The 13,458-nt window shown below is 51.5% G+C and carries 14 protein-coding genes; 11 read left to right on the top strand and 3 right to left on the bottom strand.

The genetic code is table 11. From position 1 onward, the window contains the following. Window positions 1-30: 30 nt before the first annotated feature. A complete protein-coding gene (locus tag ACFSUS_RS27320) occupies window positions 31-1,446 on the bottom strand; it encodes a TolB-like translocation protein (RefSeq protein ID WP_381527977.1) in 1,416 nt (471 codons plus the stop codon). A 252-nt stretch (window positions 1,447-1,698) separates the two neighbouring features. Next, complete coding sequence (gene trhO / locus ACFSUS_RS27315) at window positions 1,699-2,673, bottom strand: oxygen-dependent tRNA uridine(34) hydroxylase TrhO (RefSeq protein WP_381527975.1); 975 nt, start codon at window positions 2,671-2,673, stop codon at window positions 1,699-1,701. Between the two features lie 155 nt (window positions 2,674-2,828). On the opposite strand from trhO, the gene ACFSUS_RS27310 reads away from it, so the two are divergent. The 9 genes from ACFSUS_RS27310 to ACFSUS_RS27270 all read left to right on the top strand — a co-directional run bounded on the left by ACFSUS_RS27310 (window position 2,829) and on the right by ACFSUS_RS27270 (window position 8,558). Then, window positions 2,829-3,482, top strand: a complete 654-nt coding sequence (locus ACFSUS_RS27310) for a deoxynucleoside kinase (RefSeq protein ID WP_381527973.1) — start codon at window positions 2,829-2,831, stop codon at window positions 3,480-3,482. A gap of 260 nt (window positions 3,483-3,742) precedes the next feature. Further along, window positions 3,743-4,438, top strand: a complete 696-nt coding sequence (locus tag ACFSUS_RS27305) for an arginine-tRNA-protein transferase (protein ID WP_381527971.1) — start codon at window positions 3,743-3,745, stop codon at window positions 4,436-4,438. Between the two features lie 582 nt (window positions 4,439-5,020). Beyond that, on the top strand, window positions 5,021-5,566 hold the full coding sequence (locus tag ACFSUS_RS27300) for a DUF4468 domain-containing protein (RefSeq protein WP_381527969.1): 546 nt from the start codon (window positions 5,021-5,023) through the stop codon (window positions 5,564-5,566). Window positions 5,567-5,630: 64 nt separating this feature from the next. Continuing rightward, on the top strand, window positions 5,631-6,149 hold the full coding sequence (locus ACFSUS_RS27295) for a hypothetical protein (RefSeq protein ID WP_381527967.1): 519 nt from the start codon (window positions 5,631-5,633) through the stop codon (window positions 6,147-6,149). 14 nt (window positions 6,150-6,163) lie between these two features. Next, entirely contained in the window at window positions 6,164-6,478 is a 315-nt protein-coding gene (locus tag ACFSUS_RS27290; RefSeq protein ID WP_381527965.1) for a hypothetical protein, read from the top strand. Between the two features lie 46 nt (window positions 6,479-6,524). Beyond that, window positions 6,525-6,854 carry a hypothetical protein gene (locus ACFSUS_RS27285; protein WP_381527963.1) on the top strand — a complete coding sequence of 110 codons (330 nt, stop codon included), beginning with the start codon at window positions 6,525-6,527 and terminating at the stop codon, window positions 6,852-6,854. A 6-nt stretch (window positions 6,855-6,860) separates the two neighbouring features. After that, on the top strand, window positions 6,861-7,742 hold the full coding sequence (locus ACFSUS_RS27280; RefSeq protein WP_381527961.1) for a 5'-nucleotidase, lipoprotein e(P4) family: 882 nt from the start codon (window positions 6,861-6,863) through the stop codon (window positions 7,740-7,742). A 2-nt stretch (window positions 7,743-7,744) separates the two neighbouring features. Then, window positions 7,745-8,050, top strand: a complete 306-nt coding sequence (locus ACFSUS_RS27275) for a hypothetical protein (RefSeq protein ID WP_381527959.1) — start codon at window positions 7,745-7,747, stop codon at window positions 8,048-8,050. Between the two features lie 10 nt (window positions 8,051-8,060). Continuing rightward, window positions 8,061-8,558 (top strand): hypothetical protein, encoded by a 498-nt coding sequence (locus tag ACFSUS_RS27270; RefSeq protein ID WP_381527957.1) that lies wholly within the window; start codon window positions 8,061-8,063, stop codon window positions 8,556-8,558. Window positions 8,559-8,629: 71 nt separating this feature from the next. Here ACFSUS_RS27270 and ACFSUS_RS27265 read toward each other — a convergent pair whose 3' ends face one another. Beyond that, complete coding sequence (locus ACFSUS_RS27265) at window positions 8,630-9,034, bottom strand: globin domain-containing protein (protein WP_381527955.1); 405 nt, start codon at window positions 9,032-9,034, stop codon at window positions 8,630-8,632. 258 nt (window positions 9,035-9,292) lie between these two features. Here ACFSUS_RS27265 and ACFSUS_RS27260 point away from each other — a divergent pair, with 258 nt between their 5' ends. Further along, entirely contained in the window at window positions 9,293-10,066 is a 774-nt protein-coding gene (locus ACFSUS_RS27260; RefSeq protein ID WP_381527952.1) for a LytR/AlgR family response regulator transcription factor, read from the top strand. After that, window positions 10,051-13,125, top strand: a complete 3,075-nt coding sequence (locus ACFSUS_RS27255; protein WP_381527950.1) for a two-component regulator propeller domain-containing protein — start codon at window positions 10,051-10,053, stop codon at window positions 13,123-13,125. Before ACFSUS_RS27260 ends, ACFSUS_RS27255 begins: the two co-directional genes overlap by 16 nt. The last annotated feature ends 333 nt before the right edge of the window (window positions 13,126-13,458 follow it).

Below are 13,458 nucleotides of genomic sequence, written 5' to 3'. Positions count from 1 at the left end.
TTTTCTGCGTTCTATTCGTTTAAATAACCTTTATTTGCCGTCGTAGCGTCGCTTGAGCCAGTCGGCCGGTACGGGAATGACGCAAATGTTCATCGACCGGTTATCCGCCGAAAGCATCGCCGATTGGATTTCGATGCGCGTGCCATCGGCGCTGAACGTCGGGTGAGGGTGGTCGGCAGCGGTTGTTTTATGCCCCGCCGACAGGAGTATCATTTCGTGGCTGTGCCGGTCAATGAGGTAAATGTTCCGGGCAAAATCGTCACCCACCGCCCAGCGACCGTCCGCCGAACCATGTACGTGCCAAAGACCGCTGCCGCTGGGTGTTTGCCCCGCAATAAGCATCTCCCGCGTACGCAGGTTAACAATGCCCAACCCGGTCGGTTTTTCGCGCGTTCCCGATGGCCCCCAGTCGGTTTCCTGACCTGGGTTTTGCGGATCAGCCGGTTTGTTGCTGGTGCTGGCCTGAAGGGTGTTATTGTCTTTGGCAGGGTTAATCTTGCGGTGCCCCATGATGGCGATAGCTACCTCGTCGGGGCTGATAACGGCTTCGTGGGTTACCCATTCATAATCGGCTTCGGGGTAAAGTGGCCGTAGACCGCTGCCGTCGGCCAGTACCGTCCAGGTGCGCTGGGGCGATTTGCCACCGGTTTCCCAGCAGAAGATAATTTCGCCGGTGACAAACGGATTCGCCTGCACGTGGCCGATCTGGAACGGCACCGACACCACGTACTTGATTTCGCCCGTGTTTACGTTCATGCTGGCGAGTCCGGCCGGGCCAGCGCCCATGTTCCGGGGACCAAAGTTATCGGCAAGTTTAGTGTCTGCTGCCAGGTGCTTAGCCGCTTCGGTTTTTCCAACCCGAAAATAAACCCGATCCTCGGCTGCATCCAGGGCCATGTCGCCACCGGCTTCCATCTCGGCGGGAATGGTGCCGCACACGCGCTGGTACACCGTTGTGGGCTGTAGTTTTCCGGCTTTGCTGTCGGCAAACAACCGTTCCAAATTAACCTCCACAACTTGTTTCTGCAATGCACTCCGCTGGCGAGCTCCTTCTGCTCCTTGACTGGCTGGCGGTCCCCCCGTCGAACGCATGAGGTAGAGTTTCATGGACTTCTGGGCCAGGTTTAGCATACCAGTGTAACCACCCTCGGTCACCTGAATAAGGGTGCCATCCTTTTCATGAACCGCCAGAGCCTCTCCCTTTACTCGGTTTGAGCGAAACACTAGCCATTGGCCATCAGCTGTCCATTGGGGATGCGTCTGATAAATCTTTGTATCTCCCGCGGGCGTGCTGGTCAGGAAGGTGAGCATGGTGCCAGTGACGGGATCTTTCACCACTTTCCGTTCAGCCGGAAACCGGGTGCCGATCTGGCCCAGTACCGACGACAGAGGCAGCCAGGCTCCCAGCGTAACGGCTGCAATCATGACAGATAGTTTGTTATTCATCGCGTAAAGAACAAGGCTTTGTAAGTTCAAAAGAGTGAATCGTAATTGCCAGGGCGATTGCGTTCACCAGAAACGTCTTAAAGGTGTGTCTTTACCCGGAACGAACTGTTCTGTACCTGCCTGTATCAGGACAGCGTTAGGGATTGTAAGCACGGAGAAACGGAGGGCTTCACGGAGAGCACCGAGGTTAAGACGTAACGTCTAAGCCCTTTGTGCACTCCGTGAAACCCTCCGTTTCCGTTGTGTTTAAACTTATTTCTTGAGTAAAGCCAGCTCAGTGTGCTGCCCCTGGCGACTCTTATAGCCCTGAATAGGGGAGTAGCTTTGAGTCTGCTTGCCATAATAGCCACTGCCGTCGTAGGGGCGCAGATTGGGGTCGTTCTTGCAATTGTCCGAGCAGGTGCCCACATGCTCGTCACCGCAGGCTTCGCAGAGCGTTACGTGGTTATTACAGACGGGACTGGCGCAGTTGATCATCCGGCTGGTGGGGGTTCCGCAACGGTAGCAGGTTGACACCGTTGCGGGGTTGACGTGGTTGACTGGCACCGTTACGCGGTTATCGAATACGTAACACTGCCCATCAAAGTCTTCGCCCCCGGCTTCCATGCCGTATTTAATGATACCGCCATGAAGCTGATAAACGTTCTGAAACCCCTGCGACAAAAGGTACGCGCTTGCTTTCTCGCATTTAATACCGCCCGTGCAATACGTAATGACTTTTTTGTCTTTCAAATGTTCAATCTCGTGCACGTGTTCGGGTAGCTCGCGCAGGTTCTCCATGTCGAACGTAACGGCCCCTTTGAATTTGCCAACGGCGTGCTCGTAATTGGAACGCATATCCACCAGCACGACGTCGGGGTCGTTCTTGAGCCGACGAAATTCTTCGGGTTCGAGGTGAATGCCCGTTTGTCGGAGCGGATCGACGGGGAGGTCGGAGTGTACAATTTCTGGTTTTACCCGGACGTGTAATTTTTGAAAGGCGTGCCCGTCGGCCTCGTCGACTTTAAATTCAATGCCGGCAAAACGTGGGTCGGCGTGCAGGGCTGCCATGTAAGCCTCGCAGTCGGCGGTGAGGCCCGACACGGTGCCATTTAGCCCCTCGGGAGCCACAATGATGCGGCCCAGCAGATTCAATTGTAAACACAGCAAATGGTGCTCCTCCCGATACTGTTCAGGATTCTCAATCGGTGAGTATATATAATAAAGAAGGACGCGGTACGGTTTCATGCCAATGAGGTAATTAGTAACAAAAATAAACCGATTTTGCCAAAGTTCGTTCCGTATACTAGTTGGCACAATCATCAATACGCCAGCCGGTGGAGATTCACACTGGCGTTACCTATGAACAGGCCAACTTTTTGACCGATTAACTAACTTCATTCATGCACATTGCCATTACTGGAAATATTGGGGCTGGAAAAACAACCCTGGCCGAACAGCTCGCTGCTCACTACGGCTGGGAAGTGCTGTATGAGGCCGTTGAAGGGAACCCGTATCTCGCTGATTTCTACGACGACATGGCGCGCTGGTCGTTTAACTTACAGATTTACTTTTTGAACAGTCGGTTTGCGCAGATCAAGAAGATCATCGCTATTCAGCAGGAAAATCAGGCAAACCCTGCACACCCCCGGACCGTGGTTCAGGATCGGACGATCTACGAAGATGCGGCTATTTTCGCCCGTAATTTGTACCAGGGGGGCTACATGCCCGAACGCGATTACCAGACCTACCAGGATTTGTTCAACAACATGATGAGTCTGGTGCGCCCACCCGATCTGATGATCTATCTCCGCGCTGGACTGCCTAAACTCCGCGAGCAGATTCATAAACGCGGCCGTTCGTTCGAGCAGTCTATTAGTGACGACTACCTCAACAGCCTTAACCGACTTTACGAAGAGTTTGTCGCGTCGTATCAAATCGGAGAGTTGTTGATCATCGACGTAAACCAGCTGGATTATGCCGAGTCCTCCGCCGACTTCAGCCAGGTGATCCAGCAAATCGACGCCCGGCTGGCAACGCTGACCGCGACCCCGTAAGAACGCAGCCTTAAGCTGAGTACAGCTTCCCTACTGCGTTCGGGCGGTATGTGCCCCGGTCGGCCGTCGCCATCTCTAACCAGAAATAGCGGCTCTGCACAGCCAAATTCAACGTATGTTATAATCAACACGTTTGTGACTGGTAGTCAACGCTTTTAAAAAAAAAGTGAAAAAGAGAGCTGTTCCGTTGCATCTAAAAATCGTGATTCGTAGCTAAATTGGTAGTATCGTATAGCTAAGGGATAAAAAACGGTGTGAAAATGGACAGTAACGAACTGGATTTGTGGTTGAGCAGAGGGTATTTTCGGATGCAGCAGCGATTATTTACGTGTCCGCTCGTGCATTTCGACGATGTGTTTTACTCCGTTCACTGGCTACGCATCGTGCTGGCAGACGTTACGTACGGCAAAGACCAACTCCGACTGTTCAGAATCAACGCGCCGTTTACGGTAACTGTTGGGCCTTTTTCGCTCACGGAAGAAGTTGAAGCGTTGTATAGATATTACCGCAATTCTATAACGTTTGACGCGCCGGACACAGTCGAATCCTGTCTGCTCGATGGCGCCCGCTATACTGCGTTCGATACCTATAGCGTAGAGGTTCGCGATGAAAACAAGCTGATTGCGGTGGGGATTTTCGACAAAGGTTTCCGGAGCATTGCGGGTATTATGAATTTTTACCACCCCGCCTACCGTAAGCATAGCCTGGGGAAATACCTGATGTTGCAGAAGATGAGGTATGCCCAAAGCCAGGATAAAACGTATTATTACCCCGGCTACCTGGTCAACAACTACCCTAAATTTGATTATAAGCTCTTTGCCTGCGAAGCGGCTACCGAGGTGTTGGACAGTGCGACCAATATATGGCATCCGTTTTCGTGGGAAGCCGTGAAGGCTCAGTCCGCTGTCATCATGCACCAGAACCGCCAGTTGATTTCCCAAGCCACGGAGTTCTAGGCGCGTTTGCGTCGTCTACCAAGCTAGGTTGGGCAGGGGTAAGCCTTTTAATAAAGTAAATCATAGAAATATTAACCTAGTAAATTGATATAGTTAAAAAAACTGTACATCTACACCTTTTGACTATGAATGCGCTGTTAGAACTGCTGACAAGTTTGTATTCATACTTGCTGATTCCGCTCCTTTAATTGATGAGGATCAGGACAATTCTGGGCATGAGCCCCCGACGGCAGAGGATCTGGAGCTAGAGCCTGATGAGTCGTCAGAGTCCAGCAACTGGCTCTGATAGAGATTCCACCTGAATAAATCTAATCTCAAGGCGTTCTCTTCGGCTGGCCTAGACGTTGTCTGGCGGGAGAGAAGGATTCTATTGCCCAGGTTGTACAACCCACCCCATTACGATTCGTTGCCCACTGGCTACGACTGCTTGCCTAAAATGCAGGCTTCAGGTGGTTTTTTTTGAAGACGTTACGTCAATGTCTGAGCTTTAATTCGTCAAACGGCAGAAAATCAGGTTCGTCAGTGCTTTCAGCGGCTAATGATGATCTCCAGGCCTGTCAGTAGACTAACACTCCATTGCTCATGAAAACACTACGTACTACCCTGGCAGTAACCGGCTTATTGCTGTACACGTTTGCACTAGCCGAAACACCCCGAATAGTAAGCACGACAAAAACGTCAACTATGCAAACTATCACTCCTTCAATTGATTCCTACAGCGAGGTCGTCGACTGCGGTAGCGTGTCGCAGGGCGAACTTTTCCGGCGGGCCAGATTATGGCTCGTTCAAACATCGGCGACTGAACCTTTGGCCCTCAGCGATCAGCAGACGGGTGACCTGGCCGGCCGATTCAAATCGGTAGTAACCATCCCGCGGTCCGAAAGCTCGGCTGGTGGCGTATTTCGCTTCCGTTACACCCTTCTGATTGAATGCGCCAACCGGAAATACCGGGCCACGATTGTTCGCATCGAGCCCGAAGAGAACAGTACTACCCAGCCGGTTTCTCTGGAAACATATTGTCAGAAAGCCGAGAAGAGTACACCGGGCATTTGTGCGGAACTGGATAAGCAACTGAAGGGCGTATTGGCGTCGCTGCATCAGGCAGTTACCGAATATAAGCCGTTCTGATGCCTTTTGGGCACCGCTGTCGCTGAGCCCAAACTCCTCTGCTATTGGTAAACAACACCTACTAATGAACTTCTCTTTGATGAAAAATGCCCTGCTGATCAGCCTGGTTACGGTTGGCTGTGACCCAATTAGCCAACCTAGTCAGCTACCAGACCTGAAGATGCCCGTGCCGGACACGCTGCTCTTGAACGAGTCATTCCTACAGCAGGGAAGCCCGTTTAATCCGGCACAAAGTCCCATCAGTCGCGACGATGCGGCTCAGCTGGTGGGAGTCAAGTCGCTGACTTATAAAGCAGATACTTTAGCAACGACCCCGGAGGCTTACGTAGTCCTGATTGGGCGACTTTATGCCGAAGAAACTATTGGCTGGTTTAGTACCGTCAGCCGCGCCAACCACCGGCAACTAGCTCAGGTGCAGGTGTATTATGACAATGCTGAAGGGATGACCGATACCGAAACCCAGTGGCTACCTCACGAACAGCGGGCCATTGTGCGGACCGGCACTTACGACGAAGCAGGCCAGTATCGAGTAACCAAAGCGAGCTACACGGTATTGCCCAACGGCAAGCTGGCTAAATTGTGATCCGTTACGGCCTTATGAATATCTACGTGTTGAATCTGCTTACGCTAGGCCTTACGCTAAGCGCCTGGCTCTGTACCCGGTTGGGGTACACGTTTCTGCCACCATCCTGGGACGATAAACCTTTCTGGATTGGCTTTCTGCTCTACATGGCAGCTTTGGTCGCTTCTTGCATCATGCTTGGCCGGTCGTTTACGTTTGCTGGCTCGCCCAACGTTCCTTGGTGGCATGGTGCGCTAATGGTGATCTGGGCACTCGCGCAGGGGGTATTAACGCTGGGTGTCTTCGGTCTGCTCTATGCGGAAGGTATGCAGGGCTACACTGACCGCTGATCCTAACCAGCTACGCAAACGCATAAGCTATCAAACCACTAAGACTATGATTGACAATATCGTTTCACCGGGCCATTCGTACAAGATAGTGTTCAGCTGCTACGAGGTGCGCATGAGCCACTGGATCGAGCAGCCGCACCTGATCCGGGTGAGCGACAGCAAAATAGTATTCAGCCTGAACGGCGCTTCCTGGTCGGCGTTCAAGGTGCAATGGCATGACGACGAGACTGTTTTCATGCGTGTATCAAAATATCCCGGCCGCATTTCTTTAGATATTACGCTCAACGTAAACCGCGATGCGGGTAGCGCCGTTGGCGAATTTAAATCGTTTTCGGGAACGCTGAGCCAGGTAAGTAACTGGATATTAGCTCTGTAAATAACAATGAACAATTACCTTCCTCTTTTTTGCGCAACTGCACTCACGATGTCGGCTTGCAGTCACCGATCGACGGTGACTGCACCGGCAGCAACTCAGGTGGGCATTACCCACAAAAGCACTTCGCGGAGCATAACAACGCTCGATTATAGCCTTAATGCCGTGCTTTGGCAGCAACAGTCCGGCGAATACCGGGCCTTATGCTATCAGGCGTTTGCGCTGGCGAAACTTCAACTGGCCGATGCACTAAGGCAGCATCCTAAGTCGGCTAAACCGTTGGCCATCGTCACCGATATTGATGAGACCATTCTGGATAATAGCCCGCAGCAGGCACAGGACATCCTCGACCACACGACCTACACCGAAAAAAGCTGGAAAGCCTGGACCGCTAAAGCCAGCGCGAAAACCCTGCCCGGCGCGGTTGCGTTTTTTCAGTACGCAGCTCAGCAGGGCGTGCAGATTTTTTACATCAGTAACCGCAGTCAGGACGAGCTGGCGGCTACCATTCAGAATATGAAAACGGCGGGATTTCCGCAGGCCGACGATAAGCACGTGCTGATGAAAGGGGAATCGTCGGATAAAGAGCCACGTCGCCAGTCGGTGGCTCAAACGCACGACATCGTGATGCTGGTAGGCGATAATCTCAACGACTTCGACAGCATGTTTCACAAGCAGCGGGCCGACAAACGGCGTGATCTGGTCGACGCAAATCAGTCCTTGTTCGGTACCAAGTTCGTTGTTCTGCCCAATGCCATCTATGGCGATTGGGAGTCGGCTCTGTGGGCCGGCCAGACCCTCACGCCCGCCGAAGCCGATGCCCTTAAACATAAAGCATTGGAAGGCTACAAGTCTGATTTAGCTACGCTGGAATCAAATAACCCCAAGTAGGCATGAAACTCTACGACTGGAATCTCTGTGCGCTCGGTTTAACCTTGGGGAGCTGGCTAATCGCTCATGTTTACTACAAATACCTGCCTTCATTCGGTTGGTTTGGCGGAATGGCCCTGTTAACTTATGCACTATCATACCCGGCACTGGGTTGGGCGGCTCTACGTAGTATCTGGTCGGCCGTTCAGGGAAAGACAACCTGGTACATGAGCCTACAGGTGATTGGCGTAACGTTTGTCCAGTTCAGCCTAACGATGTATGCATTTTTGCTTCTGGTGGCAGAAGCCTATATCAACCCTGTCAAATAGTTACTGCACCGTGCGTTACCTATCCGTTTATGACCTGTATGCGCTGCCACCGATTGACTGGCGGTCGCTGGTATTGCCGTTTGGACTGGCTATTGCCGCTGGTCTGGTAGGCTATCAGACTCGGCCGGGCTTCGCGCGGAACGCTTTTTTTGTTTTTGCGGCCCTCTTTGTTGTATTATCGGTAGGCATACCCGTCTTCAATTATTACTACCTGTCTACCCAAAAGCCCAGGGTTGTGGAAGGGGCCGTTTCTGACTACTGGCGAAAAGACTGGACAACCCGGCGCGATGGTAAGAACCAGCACCACAGCCAGGAGGGATTCCGGGTCAATACCGTTACGTTCTGGTACAATCGCAGCCCGACGGCGGGCTTTACGAACGTAGACCCCGTTGAGTTTCCTATTCGCGACGGGTTGGCAGTGCGTATTCATTACGTTCCAATGCGGCAGATTAGTGATGGCGAACGTATCAATGCTATTGTTAAACTGGATGTGGCTGAACCAAGATAGCCTGAAACCCAAAGGGGTACCATACCGTGAACTCATGTATGGTACCCCCTTTGGGTTTGTATGAATGAGATTTACGCCTTTTCGAGCATGGCTTGCGTAAGCGACTGGTAGCAAGCTTGCCAGGCTTGTTCAACCTCTTCGTTCCATTCTTTGCCGAGACCCTGTTCGAGGGTCCAGAGCAGAGCTTCGCCTACGGGTTGGTAGTGCGAAGGCTTTACGCCGTAACCTTCGTGCCGCTTTGCCATGTCGGCTACCTCGGTCTGTAGGGACTCGGGCTGGTCAATACGTGCCACGATGAAACTCAGCATGTCAACAAACTTTTGATATTGGCTGTCCATCGGTCCTTTGAATAAGGAACGTACCGATGGATGCTTTAAGAACAGCCGCTTATAAAATACGTCGCCCAGCAGTTGCGGATCAACGGCCCGTAGTAGGCGCCAGGTTTTCTTGATGAGTTGAATCTGTAGTGCCGTCATGAATTCGTCATAGGTTACCACAAATGACTAATGAACTACGGAGATTCCCAAAAAATATAAGATGAGTCGTATATTTTAGCCATTCAACCGTTGGCTAGGTCAGGTAAGTTGCCAACCGATTGAGTTGCTGTCGAGAACGATCGGATGCCACTTCTGCGTCGTTCATCTGACCGGCAATACAGTTGATTACCAATTTTTTGCAGATAAAGGCGAAAAATTAAAAATTTAGCCCTTAGTATCAGCTCTTACCTTCCTGTTATGAACGCCCTCATCATTGAAGACGAAAAATTAGTAGCCCTTGAGTTGGCCGCCAGTATTACCGAAGTTGCCCCCAACATCAGTATCATTGGTACCGTTGGCAGCGTAAAGACAGCCTTTCGGTGGTTTTCCGAAAACGCCGAACCCGACCTTATTTTCGCCGACGTACAGCTGGCCGATGGGGTAAGTTTCCGCATCTTCGAGCAGTTTCAACTGTCAGGGCCCATCATTTTCACTACCGCATACAACGAATACGCTATTCAGGCATTCAAGGCCAATGGCATCGACTATTTGCTGAAACCCGTTGATCGGGACGAGTTGAAACGGGCCATCGGTAAAGCGCAGTCGTTGATCAATGCGAAATCAAACGTAGCGCTCGACGTTAAAAAATTGCTGGAGGTGATTAACACGCCAACCACTGCCCGATCGTCGTATAAGGAACATTTTCTGGGCAACGCCCGCAACAGCTGGGTACCCATCAAGGTGTCGGATATTGCCTACTTCACCCGCGATCAGCTGAATTTCATGGTCACCCACGCTAACGAACGGTATATTCTCGATTACGACACCCTCGACCAGATCGAACTGCTGCTCGATCCCAATCAGTTTTACCGCGCTAATCGGCAGTGCATCGTTAACATCGACGCTGTGCACCAGGTAAAGGGGTTGGCCAACTTGAAGCTTAGTCTTAAGTTAAAAGCTCCCAACCACCAACTCGACATTGAAATCAGCCGGGACAAAGCCCCATCGTTCAAGAAATGGCTCGAAAAGTAAGCGTTGGCGCGTGGGGGTGTGTTTGGCTGTTAGGCTGGTTCGTTGGTTGGGGCATTCCGGCGAGCGCCCAGGATCGTCCCGTTGAGTTCGAATTTCGGCACCTTCAGGAGAAAGACGGGCTTTCCTTTAACACCGTAAGCAGTTTTCTGCAAGACCGGGATGGCTTTCTGTGGATCGGTACGTTTGACGGATTGAACCGGTACGACGGCAATGATTTCATTCAGTTCAAGAACCGACGGGGCGATCCTACCTCGCTGCCTAATAACACGGTATGGTCGCTGTGCGAAGACCACGATGGTAACATCTGGGTAACCACAGAAACGGGCGTCAGCTGCTACGACAAATCTACCGGCCAGTTTAAAACCTGGAAGCAGCTAAATGGCCGGGTGTTGGGCATGTGTTCGAACATTCTCTGCGACCGCAATGGCGACATCTGGTTTACGAGCTATCTGGCCGGGCTGTTTCGCTGTCGAATCAAAAACAACCACATCACCTGGTTTCCCGTCGACCGGCATGATGAGTTACAGACGGTTTCAACCCGGATCGGCTGGGAAGCCTTAGTGGATGATCCCCTGGGAGATGGGCTGTGGGTGGCTGACAAGAAAGATGGGCTGCTTTATTTTGATAAAAACCGAAAGCAATTCCACGATTACGTTGACGCTCCCCCGCTAAATCAGTACAAAGGCCGCTCCATCTCGTCGCTAACCCGGGATGGCAATCGGTTAATCTTTGCCGACGAAACAGCCGGCCAGATCATTATGTTTGACCTGCACCAACGGCGGATCGTCAAAACAATTACACTTGACGATAAGGCCCCGGCTGGCTCGGTTGAGATTGCTCATATTTTTGTGGATCGCCAGCACAATCTGTGGGTATGTTCGTGGGGCAACACCATGTACTTTGTCGAAGGCAGTACCTACCAGGTTCGGCCGTTACGTCACCAGGTCGGTAACTCGCTATCGATTGCCGGTACATTCTTCTGGGCGGGCTGGCAGCATCCCGATGGCTCGGTCTGGCTCGGCACGGTAAACGGCATTTCGATAACAGACCCAAAGCGCACTTTTTACTCGATCTACGATATCAATGCGCTTTTCCCGGCCGTGAGCGACGAACAGGGCATACTGTCGCTGTACGAAGATGTGGATGGCTCCTGGTGGCTCGGCACCGCTCGGCGGGGGCTGCTGCACTATTACCCTCAAACCAACCGGCTGTCGGTCCGTAAGCTGCCCGATGCCACAATCAATCATCCCTACGGCTCCACAACGATCAGCATTATGCCTTACGGTAACGATTTGATCTTAGGAGGCAGTAGTGCAATTTATCGATTCAATAAACGCACGGGCCAATTTACTTCTCTGCCCACACCACCAGTTGTGACAGATGAAAAGAAGCTCATGCACGCTTTTCTGTTACAGGGCGACGACTTATGGATTTCGGGCCAGAGCCGATACGCTTATTGCTACAACCTCCGAAAAGGGTACTGGCGTAGCTTCCCCGTTGCGTCGGCCACCGACGATCGTAAATCCAAAGCCGGGGCTATACAACTCGACCGTACTGGTGGCTTGTGGCTGCATATGTACCCAGACGGTTTCGCCCGCTTCTCGAAGTCGAGGGGGCAATTTGTGCTTGACAACGTCCCCCCTGACGACAACCACAACCCCGCGATCAACAGTACCATAGCGTCCTGCGTTCAAGATTCAACGGGCATGTTCTGGCTGGCGTCCGGCGGCTATGGCCTGCTGCGTTACGATCCTAAAAACCGGCAGTATGAGCGACTGACCGAGAGCGAAGGCCTGGCCTATGACCATTGCGGGGCTGCCCTGGCCGACCGATTTGGCCACGTTTGGGTAGCTGCCTACAACCGGTTTTCCATCTATACGCCACAAACACGACGGTTTACAAACTTTAGATTGCCCTTCAACGAGAGTAACAACAACTACGATAACCGCCTGTTTTCGTTGCGAAACGGCCACATCGTCGCTGCTCTACAAGGGTATCTGATCGAATTCTTTCCGGAAAAACTGGCTGAGCAACCGCAGCGGTCAGGTGGGCGGGTACTTGTGAGCCAGATTCACTTTGGCGATAAAATACAGCTGCTTCACAGTGGGTTGCCCCAAGTTAATTTGACGGCAGACGAAAATAGTTTTTCGATGCATTTTGCGGCATTAACCTCCGCTAGGGAGCCTTCTTTTGACTACATGTATAAGCTTGAGGGATATGACAAGGACTGGAAGCGGGTTGGAACTGCCACCTATGCCGTGTATACTCAAATGCCGGGTGGCAATTACACCTTCAACGTAAAGGCCATTTCGGCGGATGGCCGCCAAACGCCCGTCAGTGCGTTGCCCATTCACGTGGAGGCTCACTTTTATCTGACCCGCTGGTTTTGGGGGCTGGTCGTACTTATTATGTTTGGGTTGCTGATTGGATTCTTACGGTACCGGGCCGATCAGATTGACCGATTACACGATTTACAGGTCCAGGCCACCCGGCTTGAGCGCGACAAAACTGAGATTCAGTATCAGAACCTGATCAACCACCTTAACCCGCACTTCCTCTTTAACAGCCTGACCTCGCTCAACAGCCTCATCAACATCAACCCTCGCGAGGCCTCTGCGTTTCTGGGTAAGTTGTCGATTATCTACCGCTACATCTTACAGAATAAAGACAAAGATCTGGTGCCACTCGACAATGAACTGGCTTTTGTTCACAACTACATTGCCCTCCAGAAGTCGCGCTTCGAGGACGCCCTGCAGATTAACATTGACGTGCCAAGTGAGTACCTGACGCGTCTGATTGTGCCGGTGACGATTCAGAACCTGCTCGAAAACGCCATCAAACACAACACCATTGATGAAGACAGCCCGCTGGTGATCAACATCTATCCGGAAGAGGATTATCTGTGTGTTGTCAACAACTTACAAAAGAAAAGTTTTGTCGAAACTTCCAACAAGCAGGGGCTGGCCAGTCTCAAATCCATGTACCACTACCTCAGCCGCCGAGATATTGACGTTATCGAAACGGATACCCAATTCATTGTAAAAGTGCCGCTGATATAACGTCTGATCACGGCATTCGCAAAAACGACTCATTGGTGGGGGGAGCCTACATTGGTACACTTTGTTCCATTCACAAGTCATAACCGTATCATATATAAGCAGTTACAACTTTCCTTACTCCAAAACCTGCCTACAATTCTTTTGAGATTACAACGAAGCTAACTTGCTGATTACGAATACATTGATAGCCTAGCTTGTGGGAATAGCAGATTACTGGACATGAGGGATAAAAGCAGAAAAGTGGCTGACCGATGGTAAGTTTAAGTTCGCTAAAACTTATCTAAACTACCACTATGGCCAAGCCACTTTTTACCAAATGTAGACGGTTCTTTC

This window comes from Spirosoma soli (assembly GCF_042684525.1).
Lineage (GTDB): Bacteria > Bacteroidota > Bacteroidia > Cytophagales > Spirosomataceae > Spirosoma > Spirosoma soli.
This window is presented reverse-complemented; position numbering and strand designations above follow the sequence as displayed.